Origin of the sequence: Burkholderia seminalis DSM 23518 (assembly GCF_902832885.1) — a bacterium.
GTDB lineage: Bacteria > Pseudomonadota > Gammaproteobacteria > Burkholderiales > Burkholderiaceae > Burkholderia > Burkholderia seminalis.
The window spans coordinates 336077-352768 of record NZ_CADFDK010000007.1 but is presented as its reverse complement, the minus strand read 5'-3'; the positions used below and the strand labels follow the sequence as shown (position 1 = coordinate 352768).

General features: G+C 64.7%; 15 protein-coding genes. 8 read left to right on the top strand and 7 right to left on the bottom strand.

The window, feature by feature from the left end:
- Positions 1–78: 78 nt before the first annotated feature.
- Positions 79–1260, bottom strand: a complete 1182-nt coding sequence (locus HWX00_RS23190) for a DNA-binding protein (RefSeq protein WP_175028850.1) — start codon at positions 1258–1260, stop codon at positions 79–81.
- Positions 1261–3082: 1822 nt separating this feature from the next.
- Between HWX00_RS23190 and HWX00_RS23185 the strand changes: the two genes are divergently transcribed.
- Positions 3083–4450, top strand: a complete 1368-nt coding sequence (locus tag HWX00_RS23185) for a replication initiation protein (RefSeq protein WP_034187552.1) — start codon at positions 3083–3085, stop codon at positions 4448–4450.
- 92 nt (positions 4451–4542) lie between these two features.
- On the opposite strand, the gene HWX00_RS23180 is transcribed toward HWX00_RS23185, so the two are convergent.
- A complete protein-coding gene (locus HWX00_RS23180) occupies positions 4543–5604 on the bottom strand; it encodes a ParB/RepB/Spo0J family partition protein (RefSeq protein ID WP_175028851.1) in 1062 nt (353 codons plus the stop codon).
- A gap of 23 nt (positions 5605–5627) precedes the next feature.
- Positions 5628–6290 carry a ParA family partition ATPase gene (parA, locus tag HWX00_RS23175; protein ID WP_006480195.1) on the bottom strand — a complete coding sequence of 221 codons (663 nt, stop codon included), beginning with the start codon at positions 6288–6290 and terminating at the stop codon, positions 5628–5630.
- A gap of 962 nt (positions 6291–7252) precedes the next feature.
- Here parA and arsC point away from each other — a divergent pair.
- Positions 7253–7609 carry an arsenate reductase (glutaredoxin) gene (gene arsC, locus HWX00_RS23170; RefSeq protein WP_034187837.1) on the top strand — a complete coding sequence of 119 codons (357 nt, stop codon included), beginning with the start codon at positions 7253–7255 and terminating at the stop codon, positions 7607–7609.
- Between the two features lie 130 nt (positions 7610–7739).
- Here arsC and HWX00_RS23165 read toward each other — a convergent pair whose 3' ends face one another.
- Positions 7740–7955, bottom strand: a complete 216-nt coding sequence (locus HWX00_RS23165; RefSeq protein ID WP_049036026.1) for a zf-HC2 domain-containing protein — start codon at positions 7953–7955, stop codon at positions 7740–7742.
- The gene (locus tag HWX00_RS23160; RefSeq protein WP_034187554.1) at positions 7933–8532 is read right to left on the bottom strand and encodes an RNA polymerase factor sigma-70; all 600 of its coding nucleotides are present in this window, start codon (positions 8530–8532) and stop codon (positions 7933–7935) included. Before HWX00_RS23160 ends, HWX00_RS23165 begins: the two co-directional genes overlap by 23 nt.
- A 367-nt stretch (positions 8533–8899) precedes the next feature.
- Here HWX00_RS23160 and HWX00_RS23155 point away from each other — a divergent pair, with 367 nt between their 5' ends.
- Positions 8900–9454: an NADPH-dependent FMN reductase gene (locus HWX00_RS23155; RefSeq protein WP_034187555.1), complete on the top strand. Its 555-nt coding sequence runs from the start codon at positions 8900–8902 to the stop codon at positions 9452–9454.
- 45 nt (positions 9455–9499) lie between these two features.
- Here the strand turns inward: HWX00_RS23155 and HWX00_RS23150 are convergent, their stop codons facing one another.
- Positions 9500–11749, bottom strand: coding sequence for a hybrid sensor histidine kinase/response regulator (locus tag HWX00_RS23150; RefSeq protein ID WP_175028852.1), 2250 nt, complete (start codon positions 11747–11749; stop codon positions 9500–9502).
- Positions 11750–12220: 471 nt separating this feature from the next.
- On the opposite strand from HWX00_RS23150, the gene HWX00_RS23145 reads away from it, so the two are divergent.
- The 3 genes from HWX00_RS23145 to HWX00_RS23135 are packed head-to-tail and all read left to right on the top strand — an operon-like array spanning position 12221 to position 14143.
- Positions 12221–12589, top strand: coding sequence for a response regulator (locus tag HWX00_RS23145; protein WP_034187557.1), 369 nt, complete (start codon positions 12221–12223; stop codon positions 12587–12589).
- Entirely contained in the window at positions 12582–13208 is a 627-nt protein-coding gene (locus HWX00_RS23140; RefSeq protein WP_034187558.1) for a chemotaxis protein CheC, read from the top strand. Before HWX00_RS23145 ends, HWX00_RS23140 begins: the two co-directional genes overlap by 8 nt.
- Positions 13205–14143, top strand: a complete 939-nt coding sequence (locus HWX00_RS23135) for a GGDEF domain-containing protein (protein ID WP_175028853.1) — start codon at positions 13205–13207, stop codon at positions 14141–14143. The genes HWX00_RS23140 and HWX00_RS23135 overlap by 4 nt, the downstream gene beginning before the upstream one ends.
- A gap of 18 nt (positions 14144–14161) precedes the next feature.
- Here the strand turns inward: HWX00_RS23135 and HWX00_RS23130 are convergent, their stop codons facing one another.
- Positions 14162–15046, bottom strand: coding sequence for an alpha/beta fold hydrolase (locus HWX00_RS23130; RefSeq protein WP_059559272.1), 885 nt, complete (start codon positions 15044–15046; stop codon positions 14162–14164).
- Positions 15047–15238: 192 nt separating this feature from the next.
- Here HWX00_RS23130 and HWX00_RS23125 point away from each other — a divergent pair, with 192 nt between their 5' ends.
- Both HWX00_RS23125 and hpnD read left to right on the top strand, forming a co-directional pair.
- A complete protein-coding gene (locus HWX00_RS23125) occupies positions 15239–15571 on the top strand; it encodes a hypothetical protein (protein ID WP_034187561.1) in 333 nt (110 codons plus the stop codon).
- Between the two features lie 259 nt (positions 15572–15830).
- The gene (hpnD, locus tag HWX00_RS23120; RefSeq protein ID WP_034187562.1) at positions 15831–16679 is read left to right on the top strand and encodes a presqualene diphosphate synthase HpnD; all 849 of its coding nucleotides are present in this window, start codon (positions 15831–15833) and stop codon (positions 16677–16679) included.
- The last annotated feature ends 13 nt before the right edge of the window (positions 16680–16692 follow it).

Below are 16692 nucleotides of genomic sequence, written 5' to 3'. Positions count from 1 at the left end.
CCGTTTCACAGCTCCCGAAAAACCTCACCTCAAGCGTCCCGGATCCTCTCACCTGTGCAGGCGCTGCCGATCTTCGGGTCAGGAACGCGCAAAACGCGCGACGGCTTCGAACCGGGACGGCCATGCGCCCGACGCGTGTTCGCATTCCGGGCACGCCACTTCAAACCCTTCTTCGCTGTGTGACAGCTCGGGCTCCCCGTCGCAATGCGGGCACTCGGCCGGCACCGGAATGTCCTGATCCAGTGCCGTGCCGATCGCGGAAAACGCTTCCGCATCCAGCTGCCCGGCATCCGCCAGGCGCCGGATCAGCGCGGCGATTTCCGGATTCATTCCTCGGCTCGCGCGGAGCGCATTCGCGTCGCGAGTCGCGCGTTCCAGCTCATCGCCCTGGGTGCGCAGCTGTTCTTCGAGCCGGTCCGCGCGGGCCTTGGCCGAACTCAGTTGCTGCAGAAAATCGAATTCCTTGCGCTGAACGTCGCGTAACCCGCTCTGATAGCTCGACGCCATGCTGCGCAACGAGTCCAGCTCGACCAGCATCGGCTTGACGCGGCGTTCGGCTTCGGCCACGGCGTCCTTGATTTGCTGCGCGTAGTGCTCGGTGCGCTGCTGCAATTCGGCCTGCAATGCATCGATACGGTCGCGCAACGCAGCGTTTTGCGCCTGCTCGGTGTCGATGCGGGCCGCCGCCGCGGCCAGTTCCTTTTCCAGTCGGGCGATTGTGGTGAGCAACGTGGCTTCGCTTGCCGAACCGTGCGTCGATTGCGACACGAGTTGAACTTCGAGTTCGGTCACGCGGGCCTGCAGTTGCTCGTTCCGGGCTTCGCCGCGGGCGAGCGCCTCTTCCAGCGTCTCCTGGCGGATGGTTGCGTCGCGCAACCGCCGTTCGGCGTCGGCCATGCCGGCGCGAACCTGTTCACGATCGCCATCGAGGCTGTCGCGCGCGGCTTTCAGCGCTTCTTCATAGAGTGCGCCGAGCAATGCACCGGCTTTTTCCTCGACGGCCTTCGGGATCGCCGCACCGTCGAGCCGAATCTTGGACGCGGAACGGATGCGCTCCCAGAAATGATCGATGTCTTTCGGAATGTCGCTGGCGCTGCCGGTCTGGGTGAGATCGCGGACATTGGCGGCCGATGGCCGGATGCCGAGATCGAAGAACAACCGCTTGCATGCATGCAGCGACAATTCCTGACGACGTGCACCGCTGGCACGCAGCGATTCCAGTTCGTCGCGAATGACTTGGCGCATTTCATCCAGGGTCATGACCAGGCTCACAAACGTTGAAGTGTGGCAATCATAACGAAATACGTATTTCCTGATACCAATTTTGTGCAGGCGTGGTGAATTTACGTCGTAATGCACAGAAAGCGGGTCTGTGAGCCTATCCGGACGAATGTGGTTCGGGATTCCGTGAAACAAAGCGAAGAAAAGCAGCCAAGTCTTTGTTGTACAAGCATTTTCCTGCGGACCCCGAATTTGGGCATTTGTTTCACATGCCGACGGATCCGTTTGCCGGCGCGTGTTCAGGGGTTGGGGGGTCTGTGGAAAACTCGTCAGCCGATGTCTTGAGAGTATTAGAAGTAAACACCCTTGAACCCTTAGTTAAAAACGTTAACGCCACGGCACAGCCTTATGTAGCAAGGCTTTCCAGCCGACAAGGTGAAGTTTTACGGGAGCCAAGGTGATCGTCTGCGGGAGCCGACGTGATGGGGTTCAGGGAGCAGCGTGAGCCGTTGCAGGAAAGGTCGTGAGCGGATTCGGGATCACAGTGAAACACGAGATTTCCCAAAGGTGAGCGTTTTCGGGGCCGCACAGCCGCGGAACCCGCGCGCTGCCTGACTGCACAGTTTTCTGCCTGTGCAGACACAGGTGAGAATTTGCGGGACCTTCTTTGCGCCCCGATTCTGCCCATCTTTTAGGCAGTTTGGGCGAAAGGTGAGGTTTCACGGGACTCCGCGAGATTTTGCTGTGAGGATTTCCGGGAACCGAGCGCCATTTTGCACAGCAAAAGTGCGTTCAGGGGCCCGTGATGCCCTAAAGGTGAGGTTTTTCGGGAGGGAAATCCGGGTTTTCCTGCCCTGATCCCGCTGAGGTGAGCTTTTTCGGGGCATGGATCACAGGCTGTGCGCTCGCTCACAGGTGAGACTTTTCGGGAATGGAATTTGCCCGAAAAATGGGCAAAGGTGAGGCTTTTCGGGACCCTTGAGCGGCCGAATTCGCCGAAAAGCCCGCCAGGACTGGAAGAAATCTCGTTTTTGCTGTGCCACTTTTTGGCACAGGTGAGATTTTTCGGGGGCGGACCCAGGGTCGTCGTATGAAGGATTCCCGCCGAAAGGTGAGGCTTTTCGGGGGACATCTACCGCGCACAGCCAAATGCCTTCTGTGCATAAGTATCGGAACGCATTGAGGTTTTTGATACCGGGGTGGTTACGGTGAGGTTTTTCGGGAGCCATTCCCGTGCCTGTCGACGCACAGCCTTTTTTCGACAATGTGAGCGTTTTCGGGAGGCGGTACCGGTCAATCCCGCGTGAGTCGGGCCTTCGTCGGCATCCAGGCAAAAGAACAAGCTGTGCTCAAGGTGAGTATTTTCGGGACCTGATCCGATTGGGCCGCTGTACAATGCGCGCCCGGACCTGCAAATCAGGCCCGATCGGGCCGCACGAGCCGGTTTCGACGGCGCCGTGTCGAACGCCGGACCCGATTCCGATCTTCCCGCGAGCCGCGCCTGTACATGCATACAGGCCGCTGCGAGGCGATCCGGAACGCAGGGTGCGAGGCAATCGCAACCCTGTGCCGAACCCCCGGCCGTGAAGTCGCAAAATTACGACAAATCGAAAGGTGAGCCGATACGGGAGCGAATTCCGCACGTGTCGAGCACAGGTGAAATTCTGTGAATCCGCGCATCCCGCGGCACGTCTGGAAGAGTCCGGAACGCCGCAATGACGGACCGGTGAGGGTTTTCGGGAGTCGCTGGGGTGAGTGCTGTTTTGCACGCGTGCTTCACCGGCTATGGTGAGCATGTCGTTCTGGACGCACATCACCGCAGGCGCTATCCTTCCGGGAAACTTCACCTCCGACCCGACGTATGGCCACGACGAAGCGCGCCAAGAAAACCGATGTGGATGTGGTGAGTGCCAGTTCCGCCGAATTGCGCAAGGCCGTCGAGGCGATTGCCATTCAGCCGAAAAGCGGCAAGATCACGCTCCTCACTCGCAAGCTGTTCAATGTCCTGCTGGCCGTCGCGCAGCAGGCCGACGACTCGGGCGATACCTACCGCGCGCTGCTGTCGGACATCGTTGCCAACTCCGCTTTCGATTCGAACGACACCGCACTGGTGAAGGAACACCTGCGCCGCATGGTGTCGGTGCAGGTCGAATGGAGCACGGGGACGTCGAGCCAGAAGCCTGGCCGCAAGTGGGGGATCTCGACGCTGATCGCCGACGCCGAAATTCTCGAGGATCCGACGACCCGCCGCGTGTGGGTCGAATTCTCGTTCGCGCCGAAGATCAAGAAGAAACTGCTCGACCCGGTCCAGTACGCGCGCCTGAGCCTGCAGTTCCAGAGCCAGCTGCGCAGCAGCGCGGGTCTTGCACTGTACGAGATCTGCGTGCGCTACCTGACGAACCCGAGCCACCTGACGATGCGCGAGCCGTGGGAATGGTGGCGGCCGATCCTGTCGGGTACGCCCGATACGGAAGCCGGCGACGAGGCGAAGCGCGAGTACAAGTACTTCAAGCGCGACTACCTGCGCCCCGCGATCGCGGAAGTCAACGCGGTCACCAACATCTTCGTCGAGCTGATCGAGCACCGCGAAGGACGCCGGGTGGCCGAGATCCAGTTCCGCGTGACCGAGCGCAAGCAGCCGATGCTCGCGCTCGACGAACACCCGAACGTGTTCGACAGCACGCTGGTCGACCGGATGGTGAAGCTCGGGATCCCGCTGAAGGAAGCGCAGACGCTCTATGCGGACAGCGAGGAGAACCGGATTCGCGCCGCACTGCAGATGACCGAACAGCGGATGCGCAGCACGACGCTGCCGCCGGTGCGCAGCGCGCCGGCGTTGTTCAAGGATGCGCTGAAGAAGGGGTATGCGCCGCCGGTCGAGTCGGTCGATGCGCTGCCGGCCGGCACGCCGTCCGCGAAGGTCGCGGCGGCCCAGCCTGACGACCTGAAGGCGCGCCTGCTGAGCGAGTTCTCGGCGTTCCGCCGCAAGGAAGCGAAGGTGTTGTACGAAGAGCAGGGCGACGCGGAGCGCGAAGTGGCGCGCGAATCGTTCGAAGCGGAGGCGCTGCCGACGATGGGCTCGCATCTGCGCGACGACTGGCGCAAGCGCGGCCTCGATTCCAAGCTGGCCGAGACGGCCTTTTTCGACTGGCTGGCCCAGAAGACCTGGGGTGAGCCGACGGACGGCGACCTGCTGTCGTTCACGCTGAACCAGTCGCGGGCCGCCTGAGGCCCGCTCAGGCCCGCTGACGGGCCGCCGCCGGCCCCGACCCTCGATCGGGCGGGCCCGGCGTCCTCACCAGGCCCTGCCGGCCGTTTCCATCACTCCGACAACAGCATCCGCTCGAGCTGCTCGAGAATCGCGTCGCGCTTGTCCTTCGGGAGGCCGCGCAGGCGCAACTCGATGCGATCCTCGCCATACGACTTCAGGTCGCCAACCGACTTGCCGCCGAGCTTGATCTCGAGACGCTGCGCATAGCGCTGGCGGCCCGCGGCCTTCGGCGTTTCCTGCGCCGCGACGCGGCCCTTGACGATGTCCGACACCTGGCGCGTGCTGAGATCGTCCGACACGATCTTGTTGATCAGCCGCAGCGTCGCCTCGGTCCCGCGCGCATTGTGATAGCGGCCGACCTGATACGCCATGTTCGAACCGAAGCGGTCCGGACGCGAGACCATTTCCTGCATGATCGCTTCCGGCAGCTTGCCGATCGACAGCGCAACGGCCACCGTCGACTCGTCGAGCCCGAGGTGCTCGGAGAGCTCCTTCTGGCTCTGGAAATGCTTGTCGTCGAGGAAGCGGCGCCACACGACGGCGTTGTCGAACACCGTCTGCGAATCGCGCTGGACGTTGAGGTCGTAGCCGAGCTTGTAGCTCTGGATGCCGATCGGCACGTCGATCACGATCGCCTTGACCGACTCCTTGTTCGCTTCCTTCAGCGCCCGCACGCGACGACCGCCGTCGCTGACGAAATACGTGCCCGGATTGTCGTAATCCGGAATCACGTGGATCGCCTGCTGTTGCCCCTGCTTCGCGAGGTTGACCGCGAGTTCGGCAATCGACGCCTTTAGATAGAAGTGCCGCGGGTTGAACGGGCTGTGCTTGATCGCCTTCAGCGACAGCTCGATCACCTGGCCCGGTGCGTAACGATTCTCGAGGCGCCACGCACGATATTGCGGCGACTCGTCGATCGACGGATCGATCGTGAATTCCGGAGCCGGGGGCGGAGCGATGTCTTTCTTTGCGGATTTGGTCGGCGTCGGCGTGGGCGTCTCGGACTTGACGATGCCGTCGATCGCATTGAGCCGATCAAGCGCGGTGCGCTTCTCGCTCGTCGTGATATCCGGGCGCGCTTGGAATCCTTTGGCAAATTGGGAAGGTTTCATGTGACTCCTTTATGCGCATAAAGTCAGGGCAGCATGGCGACGATTTCGTCGGCACATGCGCGAATTTCGGCGGCGGCCAGCTTGCCGCCGCGATCGTTCATCTGCAGCACGGTTTGACCGAGCGCCATCGCCTGCTTGTACGCTTCCCGGGTCGGGATCTGCGTTTTCAGCAACGGGAAGCCGAGTTCCTCGAGCGCGCGCTTGAGCTCGCGGGTCAGCATGCGCTTCTCTTCGGTCTTGTTCAGCAGGAAGACCGCGCGGAGGTCTTCGTTCATGACCTGCGCCTGCTGGATCAGCTTGACCAGCCCGACGCTCGACCAGTAGTCGGCCGGCGACGACGAAGTCGGGATCACGGCAATCGATGCGGCGAGCAGGACGACGCCGGACACCTTCTCGGTGATCGACGGCGGGCAGTCCACGACGATGATGTCGTAGTCGTTGATGAACTTCTTGATCTCGCGATGGATCTGGCCGTCGGCTTCGGCGAGGTTGACGACCGGAAACGGGATGCCGTTGTCGCTGTCGCCGGATGCGCTCGACCAGTGAACCAGCGTGTTTTGACGGTCTGCGTCGATGACGAGGACGCGCTTCCCTTTTTCATGGAACGCGGCGCCGAGGTGCATGGCAATCGTGCTTTTGCCGACGCCGCCTTTTTGTTGAGTGACTGCAATGATTTCCGCGGCCAATTTTCACTCCTGTTTTGGTCGTTGGAATTCTACAGGACGATATTTGAATTTCAATGAAATTGTCGTTCGACAACTACGCATTAGCCATTCGGGCTATCGGTTTATGCGCATAAACGGGACGGAGGAGATCGATGGCTCGATCGGATCGTGTGGCGGAGGCCTGGCGATGTCGATGGACTACTCGATGGATGTGTCGCGGCGATCGATGTCGGCGAGTTGAGTGGGCGCGCTCTACGATGTCCCGAAGCACTGCCCTTTCGATGGATGGGGGGACGCTTGCCAGAGAGTCGGGGAGTTTGTGCGCATAAACTCGGCGGGGATCGAGCGGATCAACATCGAGGCCAAATGGGCTGTCGTTCGCGAGCGAGGGTCGTGAGCGGCGTACCCTGACCAAGCATGTGGCTTTAATGGTGCGTGTGGTTTGAGCGCGTGGGCATCGATGCGACGGCCTGTTCAGGCGCGACGCGTTTATGCGCATAAACCGGTGACGCTCGATGACGATGAACGACGGGCCACGCGCAGTCTCCGCCTGAATCCGATGCGCGATGATGCCGTGGCCAAGCCGCATATCGATACAACGGCCCCTCGAGGCCGTGGGGTATCGACATGCAACCACGCCGTGAATCGCGACGCACCTCCTCCGGCGACCGGAATTTATGCGCATAAACCAAGCGGCCCACGCCATTCCCCGCCGCCTCAAAGGGAGCCACGATGCATTGGCTCGCAGATCCCGCGCCTCATCCCGCGATTGCACGCTGCCCGACTTTATGCGCATAAACACATCCATTCTTTGACTCGAGTTCTCCGGATAGCACACCCCTCTCGCGGCTCGCATCGACGAGGCGCCACCTGTCCGATCGCCGCGGCGATACACCAGCCCACTCGCGCCCGCCCCTGACCACCTTCGGGGCCCCCGGCACAGACTGGCTACAATACCGGGCTCTACCCTCCAGGCCTGAATGATGATCACGATCTACCACAACCCCCGATGCTCGAAGTCGCGCGAGACGCTTGCGTTGGTCGAGTCGCTGCATGCCGCCGGCACGCCGCTGAACGTCGTCGAGTACCTGAAGACGCCGCCGACGGTCGAGGAACTGGAAACGCTGCATCGGCAGCTCGGCCGCCCGGTTCGCGACATGCTGCGCGATGGCGAGGAGCCGTACAAGGCGCTGAATCTGGCTCGCGCGGATCTCACCGACGCCGAAGCCTATGCCGCGATTGCCGCGCACCCGATTCTGCTGCAGCGGCCCATCGTCGTGTACCGCGGCAAGGCGGCCATCGGCCGGCCGCCCGAATCGGTGAAGGCGCTGTTCGAATAATTATTGCCCGGCGTATTTTTCTTATTGCATCAGCCCGACGTTCGCACCGGCATCCGACGCCGACGCGATCGCCGGGCCATCGGCCGCCCGCGACGCGACGAACGACGGCGACAACACGACGAACCGGATCCTAGCGTTCACCGGACGGCGCACCGTCATCGTCCGGCGCCCGCCCCGCCGCCGCTTTCGCGGCCGTCCGCAACAGCGAAATCTGTCCGCGATAGGCCCTGCATCCGCTGCAGGTCGGCAGATGCACGCGCACCTGCAGTCGCTCGTGCAGTGTCAGATGCCGATCGAGCGCATCCGACAGCAGTCGCGTGATGTCAGTACATTTCCCCGGCAGCATCTTCGGTCGTCATCCCTTTTTCGCTCAGGCAGGTTCGCAGGCGCGTGCGCGCCCGATACAGCAGCACGCTGCAATGATTCGTCGTCAGCGTCAATTCGCTGCAGATGTCCGTGATCTCGACGTCGAGGAACTCCCGCATCATGAACACGCGCCCGATCTGTTCCGGAAGGTGGTCGAGACAGGCCTGGAACAGCGTCCAGAACTGCTGCTGCTGCAACAGCGTCTCGGGCTTCGGCCACGGTCGCGGCTTCGCATGCGCGGCCCAGTGCCCGTTTTCCTTGAACAGTTCGCGGTCGAGCACCGATTCGCCGTCGAGTTCGGCGTCGAGCGCGGACAGGTTGACCGTCCGCTGCCGCGCGCGCAGCACGTCGATCAGCTTGTTGCGCAGGATACCGAACACCCACGTCTTGTGAGCCGACAGCCCGGCGAAATCGCCCGCGTGCGACCACGCGGCGGTCAGTGCCTCCTGCACGGCGTCTTCGGCCGCGTCGGCATCGCGGAGCTGGAGTCGCGCGAAGCGCAGCAGATCGCGCCGCAGTTGTGCGAGATAAACGGGATCGTCGTAGGCGGACGGCATGTCTGGGTTGCAGTGTGTCGAAACGGTCGCGCCTGCGCGACAGAGCGCGCGCATCGCGGTGCGAGCAGTTTACTGGGCGCGCCGCTTGCCCGCAACGCATGTTCGGTCACGATTTCACGAAACCGGCCTGCCGGCTGCGCTATGCTTGCCGAACCCCGGCTCGCGCGTCGACGGCGTCGCGCGGCGGGCAATCTGTAACGTCGGAACATAACGGTCGAGTTATCCACAATTTCTGTGGAAAACCTTGTGGAAAGTCGGCCGGACGGCCCCGTGGGACGGCTCGCGGGCTGGCTTGCCTATAAACAGACCTTTGTCGCCCATTCGGAAGCAATCGATCCGATTCCTCACTCACCGGAAGGAGAATGCCATGTCCTATCGTGTTGCGGTCGTCGTCGGCAGCCTGCGCCGTACTTCGACGAACCGTGCGCTCGCGCACGCCGTGATCTCGCTCGCCCCCGCCGATTTTTCGTTCGAGTTCGTCGAGATCGGCGAACTGCCGCTGTACAGCCAGGACTACGACGCGGATTTCCCGGACGTCGCCAAGCGCTTCAAGCAGTCGATCGAAGCCGCCGACGCGCTGCTGTTCGTCACGCCCGAATACAACCGGTCGATTCCCGGCGTGCTGAAGAATGCGCTCGACTGGGGCTCGCGCCCGTGGGGTTCCAACTCGTGGTCGGGCAAGCCGGGTGCGGTGCTCGGCACGTCGCCGGGCGCCGCGGGCACCGCGCTCGCGCAGCAGCACCTGCGCAACGTGCTCGCGTACCTCGACGTGAAGACGCTCGGTCAGCCCGAGATGTTCATCAAGCACGATCCCGCTCGTATCGACGATCAAGGCCAGATCGTCAGCGAGGACACCCGCAAGTTCCTGCAGGGCTTCGTCGATCGCTACGCGGGCTGGGTGCGCCTGCTCAAATCGGCCTGAGCGTCACGCCCGCCCCGCCGCCGGCGCCGGCCCGCATGCAGCGGGTCACGCGCCGGCGTGCCGTGCGTCGCGCGCCTCACGGATGCCCAGCAGGATTTCGTCGAGCAGCGCGATGTCGAACGGCTTCGACAGCACGCGGACGTTGACGGTGCGCGTGCGGTCGAGTTCCTCCGCATAACCCGTGACGAGAATCACGGGCAACTTCCCCGGCCGCTTGTCGACCGCTTCCGCGAGGTCGATGCCGTTCAGGCGGCCCGGCATGTGGATATCCGAAATCACGAGGTCGAACGCGTCGTTCGCGGCCGCGCCTTCGATCAGGCGCAACGCGTCGTCGGCGGTGGGCGCATAGGTCACGCGGTGCCCGAGCAGCGACAGCAGCGCTTCCGTGCCGGCCGCGACCTCGCTGTTGTCCTCGACGAGCAGCACGTGCAGGCCGGCGAGCGTGCCCGAACCGGCATCGTGCGCGACGGCCTGCGGCCGCGCGACGACGTCCTCGGCGCGTGCGCGCGGCAGGTAGAGGCGCACCGACGTGCCGGCGCCAACCGCGCTGTCGATCGTCGCCAGGCCGCCCGAGCGCTCGCAGAACGCGAACACCTGCGGCAGGCCGAGCCCCGTCCCCATCCCCGGCGCCTTGGTCGTGAACAGCGGCTCGAAGGCGCGCGCGAGCACGTCGGGCGCCATGCCCGAACCCGTATCGTCGAGCGAGATCTGCACGAAGTCGCCGGTCAGCGGGAAGCCGTCCTCGCGACGCAGCGTCACGTTGCGCGCGCCGACCGTGAAGCGCCCGCCGGCCGCCATGGCGTCGCGTGCGTTGACGGCGAGATTGATCACCGCGAGCTCGAGTTCCGCGACGTCGACACGGATCGGCCAGACGCCGGGCTCGATCGCGACGACCAGCGACGACTTCGAACCGAGCGACGTCTTCAGCAGTTCGCGGCACGTGCCGAGCCATTGGCCGACGTCGATCGTCTCGTTGTGCAGCGGCTGCTTGCGCGCGACGCCGAGCAGCTGGCGCGTGAGCGATTGCCCGTTCTTCAGCGCGCGCTCGATCGCGCCGAGTTCCTTGTCGAGATGCTGGACACCGCGCCGCCGCGCGATCTGCACGTTGCTCGAGATGATCATCAGCAGGTTGTTGAAGTCGTGCGCGACGCTGCCCACGAGGTTGCCGAGCGCCTGCATCTTGCGCGACTGCCGGTATGCCGACTCGATCGAACGCCGCATCGATGCTTCGGCCTGCCAGCGATCCCATGCCTCCTCTTCCGCCTTCAACCGCTTGAGCGACAGCCAGATCACCGACCACAGCGCGATCGACGGTGCGAACATCGAGATGAACGGCACGCTCAGGTGTTCGTACCATTCATGCCAGATCGCCGACGTGCGGTACGCGCACGTCACGTACACGGGATAGCTGCCGACCTGGCGGTACGCGACGATCTCGCTGCTCGCGCCATCGTGGCGCACGCGCACGACGCCCGCGCGCGGATCGTTGCGCGTGTCGCCGAACGTGACCGAGCGATCGGTGTGCGCGAGCGACGGCGGCGGCGGATACGATGCGATCACGGCGCCGTCCGAGCGTGCGAGCGCCATCGTCATCGGCGTGCTCGCGCCGCCGAGCAGGTCGCGATAGAACGCATTGAAATACGACGACTTCAGCGCGATCGACACCATCCCGGCGAACGAACCGTCGCTATGACGGCGCGCGACGCCCGTGTTGAACACCGGAATGTTCTCGAGCTTGAGCGGACCCATCATCAGCCGCGAGATGTGTTCGATGACCTTGCCGTCGCGGATGCCCGCGAAGTCGTCGCGGTTCGCGATCGACGCGTACGGCGCCGGGTAGTAGAGGCTGTTGGCGAGCAGCATCCCGCTCGCGCCGAAGATCGACACGGCGGCCACCTGCGGATAGCCGCCGCCGATCGTGTTCAGCGCTTCGTGGATGTCGGACTCCTTGTCGCGCACGGTGGCGTCGTCCATGTCCTGCACGAGGTCGACGATGCGCGCGTCGAGCGTCTCGCTCAGGTCGAACACCTTGAGCGCGTGTTCCTCGGCGACCCGCACGGTGCGCATCGTCACGTCGCTCGCGGCGGCCTCGCGCGTCTTCAGGTCGTTGTACGCCATCACCACCACGTAGATGCACGGCAGCACGATCGCCGCGACCAGCAGCACGATCAGCGTCACGCGGCGGACCGCGAAATCGTGTTCGGGTGCGCCGGACGCGTAGCCGCCGTCGTCCTGCCAGTCATCGGCGGGCGGGGAGGCGGGAGCGTGGGAGTCGGCGGGCCGGTCGGACGTCATCGAAGAGGCGGGCGAAGCGGAGGTGCCTGCCATCATAAACGAGTTGCGGCGGCCGGCCGCGCAGCCCCGCCGCGCCGCGATCCTGTCGATTCCGACAGGGGGAGATTGTCAGATTGAAAACGCGACGAATCCGGCAGCGCAAACGTACACAAGGAAAAATTTTGCGTGCTTATCTCGAAAATGATCGCGGCTGTTTTCGGAATGACGGGCGATCGGACCAATTCTGTTCGAAATGGTGAAAATGGCGAGTTGCATCGCCTCCGGTTTACTCCGAGAATCGCGCCTTGCTTTCCCTATGACAGATAGATGCGCCCGCCGGCGACCGCCGCGCGGGCATCGCGCGCACCCGCGTCGCGATACCCGCGCACGGCCGCAAGGCGGTTGCCCCGCGCCCGAACGCATGGCCCCCTAAAGAAGTGCGCCGCGCGGTCGTTAACGCGAGAGAGACCATTCCGTATACCGCATCGCCCCATGCCTTTGCCGATTGTAATTGCCGACGATTCGCTGCTCGCTCGCAAACTTCTGACAAAGGCGCTGCCGGGAGACTGGGACGTTGAAGTCGCGTATGCCGCGAATGGTCGCGAGGCCTTGGCGCTTTATCGTGACGGCAAAGCTTCCGTGATGTTTCTGGACCTGACGATGCCCGACATGAGCGGATATCAGGTCCTCGAGACACTGCGCCACGAAGATCTGAACACGTTCGTGATCGTGGTATCCGCCGATATCCAGCCGCAGGCGCAAGCACGCGTGCGTGAATTGGGCGCGATCGCATTCGTTGCCAAGCCCGTGACGTCGGAGGCATTGCTGCCCATTCTCAAGGAGTATGGGTTGTATGCCTGAATCGGTGTTCACGGCGGAGCAACGCGACGCGTTGCAGGAGATCGCCAACCTGGCAATGGGCCGCGCCGCCGCGCGGCTTGCGTTGTTGCTCGGGCGCTTCATCGAATTGTCGGTGCCGCGCGTGCGCGTCGTGAAAGCGGCCGACGCAGGCAATGCGCTGCGCGAGATGACGGGCATTCACGACAACGTGACCGCCGTGCGCCAGGGCTTCCGTTCCGACATCAAGGGCGAGGCGATCGTACTGTGCCGCAGCGCGAGCGTCGCGCGGCTCACGTCGGTCGTCGACCGCACGTTCGGCGACGGTGTCTACGGCGGGATGGCGAGCCCGGACGAACTCGTGTTCGACGTCGCGAACGTGCTGATGGGCGCGTGCGTCGCGTCGATCCTCGACGAGCTCGGCCGCAAGCCCGTGTTCTTCCCGCCGGGGCTGCTCGGCGCGAACGTATCGTTCGACGACGTGTTCGAGCCGAACATGCTCGCGTGGAGCGTCGCGCTGCTGCTCGAGGTGAACTTCGGGCTCGAGGACCACACGTTCCGCGCGCACTTCGTGATGCTGATGGCCGAGGATTCGATCCGGCTGATGGGCGACGCGCTCGACGCGTTGCTCTCCGCGCTATGACGGCCGCCGTTCCGTCGCTGAGCGACCTCGTGATCGAGCGGGTCGGCTTCGGGCTGTTCGTGCTCGACCGCTCGATGACCGTGCTGATGTGGAACCGCTTCATGCAGGATCACAGCGGCATTGCGGCGGCCGACGTGATCGGCCGCAACCTGTTCGACTGCTTTCCGGACCTGCCGCGCGCGTGGCTGTCGCGCAAGCTCGAAAGCGTGTTCCAGCTCGGCAGCTTCGCATTCAGTTCGTGGGAGCAGCGGCCCTACCTGTTCCGCTTCGAGCATGACCGCCCGATCACCGGCGGGGTCGACTACATGCAGCAGGACTGCACGTTCATGCCGCTCACGCGCGGCCGCGACGTCGAGGCCGTGTGCGTGACGATTTCCGACGTCACGCATGTGAGCGTGATGCAGCGCGAGCGCGAGGAAGCCGTCGCGAAGCTGCGCGAACACGCGAATCGCGACGGGCTGACCGGCATCGCGAACCGGCGTTTCTTCGAGGCGCGGCTCGGCGACGAATTCGCGCGCTGGCAGCGCTACGGCGGCGACCTGTCGGTGCTGCTGTTCGATCTCGACCATTTCAAGACGATCAACGACCGCTTCGGGCATGCGGCGGGCGACGCCGTGCTGCGCGAGACGGCGCGCCGCGTCGCGTCGATCGTGCGCGGACAGGATACGTTCGGCCGCTTCGGCGGCGAGGAATTCGCGCTGCTGCTGCCGTGCACGAATCTCGACGAGGCGATGCGGGTGGCCGACAAGGTGCGCGACGCGATCGGCAGCATGCCGGTCGATGCCGAGGGCGTCAGCGTGCCGGTGACGGCGAGCGTCGGCGGCGCATGCGCGAGGAACGGCGCGCCGACCAGCGACGTGCTCGTCAGCGAGGCCGACGCCGCGCTCTATCGCGTGAAGCGGCTCGGGCGCGATCGTTCGGTCGCCTACGCGTAGACCGCGCGCGCCCCTCGCTCAGCTTTTCGCGATGTCGGCGAGCACGCCGGCCAGCACGGCCGGTTGCGACACGAACGGCGAGTGGCTGCTGTCGAGCTGGTGCACGTGGGTGGGATTGCCGGGCGCGAGCGTGTCGGCTTCGTCAATGAAGCGCTGCTGCAGCGCGGGCAGGATCACGCGATCCTCGAGACACTTGATGTAGTGGCGGTCGATCGCACCCCAGCGCGCGGCGGTGGTCGGGATCGCGGTCGCGAACGGCGCGGCCGGCACGTCGCAGGTCATCAGGTTCGTGACGGCGTCGAAGTCGGCCTGCGACACGTCTTCATAGAGCGCGCGTTTCATGGTGTCGCGATACGCGGCGTCGCCGCTGCGCGGATCGATGCGCAGCGCGCCGGCCACGCGCGGGCTTGCGAGCATCAGCGGGCCGAGCATCTCGCCCTTGTTCTCCGGCGCGCGCACGTAGTCGAGGCCCGGCACGCCCGAGCCCGGCATGAAGGCCGCGAGATAGACGATCTTCGCGATCTTCTCCGGCGCGCGCTCGGCGGCCGCCGTGATCGCGAGGCCGCCCATGCTGTGGCCGACCAGCACGACCTTGCCGCGGCCGAGCGCGTAGGCGTCGTCGACGGCCTGCATCACCTGTGTCGCATAATCGTCGAGCGTCGTGTTCGCGACCGGCGACGGTTCGGCGCCGAACGCACCCTTGTCGAGCGGCCGTTCGAGATACGACGCGGGAAAGCGGGCATTGATGCCGTGCGCGGGCAGGTCGCGCGCGATCGACAGATAGCCGCGCGCGGCCAGCGCCGCCGCGACGTGTGCGTAACACCAGGCGCCGTGCCAGGCGCCGTGCACGAGCACGAAAACGGGATGGCCGGACGGCGGGGGGGCGGTATCGTTCGTCTCCATGATGTCCGTATTTTTTCGAGAAAGGTGTCATCTTAGACGAACCGGCCGTCATCCAGACGCGAACGCGCAGGGCGATCGCGTGACGGGCCTCGATCCGTCCCCTTTGTCTCGTGCAGGCCACATTTCGTCCGGATCCGATAGGCATTTGTGCCGAAGCACGCTACTTTGTCGCTTTACTTGCGATTGCGCCCCATGAACGTCGACTATCTTTTCTACCGGAAGCCTGACAAGCCCGGCCCCTATTCGCTCGACGACCTGGGCGACATCGCGCCGCCGATCGGCCCGGGCGACGTGGTGCGCGCGGGTATCGCGCGCGTGTTCGAGCAGATCGACTGGCAGGAATCGCCGGACGTGCCGGGCGCATGGTTCGGCACCGGCGGTGCGGTGTTCCAGTTCACCGCGGAGCCCGACGGCGGCGTGACGAGCTTCATGGGCTCGCGCCTCGAACGCCGCTCGATGCTGCAGCTCACGCGTGAAATGGGGCTCATCGCGCTCGATCTGCAGCGCGACATCGTTTACGGCTGACCCGCCGCCGGCGCCCGGTCCCGCCGGGGCCGGCCGCGCCCGGCTGCCGGCGGCCTCCGGCGCCCCGCCGGGCTTGGCGCGTGTCCGCCATCGAACTTCAAAGATTGCTATACTTTCGCCCAATTCCGGCTTCCGGCCGGTAATTTGTGCCTGTCTGTGTCGATCGTTCGCATATCTCGCACGCATTTGACACCCTGACCATCCCAGCCGGGCATGGCTTCTTCAATCGCCCCGCGTGGGTGTCTCCGTGGAGCTCGTCTTGGCCGTTTCCCATTCCGTCGTGGACGAACAAGAAACCGACGCCGCTGCCGTCACATCGGGCAGTTCCTTCTATCTGGCGATGCGCATCCTGCCGGCCGTGCAGCGCGACGCGATGTTCCAGGTCTACGCGTTCTGCCGCGCGGTCGACGACATCGCCGACAGCGACCTGCCGCGCGCCGAGCGCAACGCGGGCCTCGACCGCTGGCGCGCGGACATCGACGCGTGCTTCGCGGGCCGCCCGCCGCGCCACCTGGTCGCGCTCGACCGCGAGATCCGCGCGTTCAACCTGCAGCGCGCCGATTTCCACGCGATGATCGACGGGATGGCGATGGATGCGGTCGAGGATATCTGCGCGCCCGACGAGCCGACGCTCGACCTCTTCTGCGATCGCGTGGCGAGCGCCGCCGGCCGGCTGTCGGTGAGGATTTTCGGGATGCCGGAAGCCGAAGGGATCAAGCTGTCGCACCACCTCGGCCGCGCGCTGCAACTGACGAACATCCTGCGCGACATCGACGACGACGCGGCGATCAACCGCTGCTACCTGCCGCGCGAACTGCTCGCGCGCGAAGGCATCGCGATCACCGACCCGGCGACGATCGTGCGCGATCCGGCGCTGCCGCGCGTGTGCGCGACGCTCGTCGAGCGCGCGCTCGAGCACTTCCGCCAGGCCGACGCGGTGATGGATACCTGCCCGCGTGCACAGGTGAAGGCGCCGCGCATCATGTCGGGCGCGTATCGCTGCATTCTCGAAGCCGCGATCGCACGCGGCTTTGCCGCGCCGCGCGCGCCGCTGCGCAAGCCGAAGGCGCGCATGCTGATGATCGCCGCGCGCTACGCGCTGTTCTGAGCCGATCGCGTCG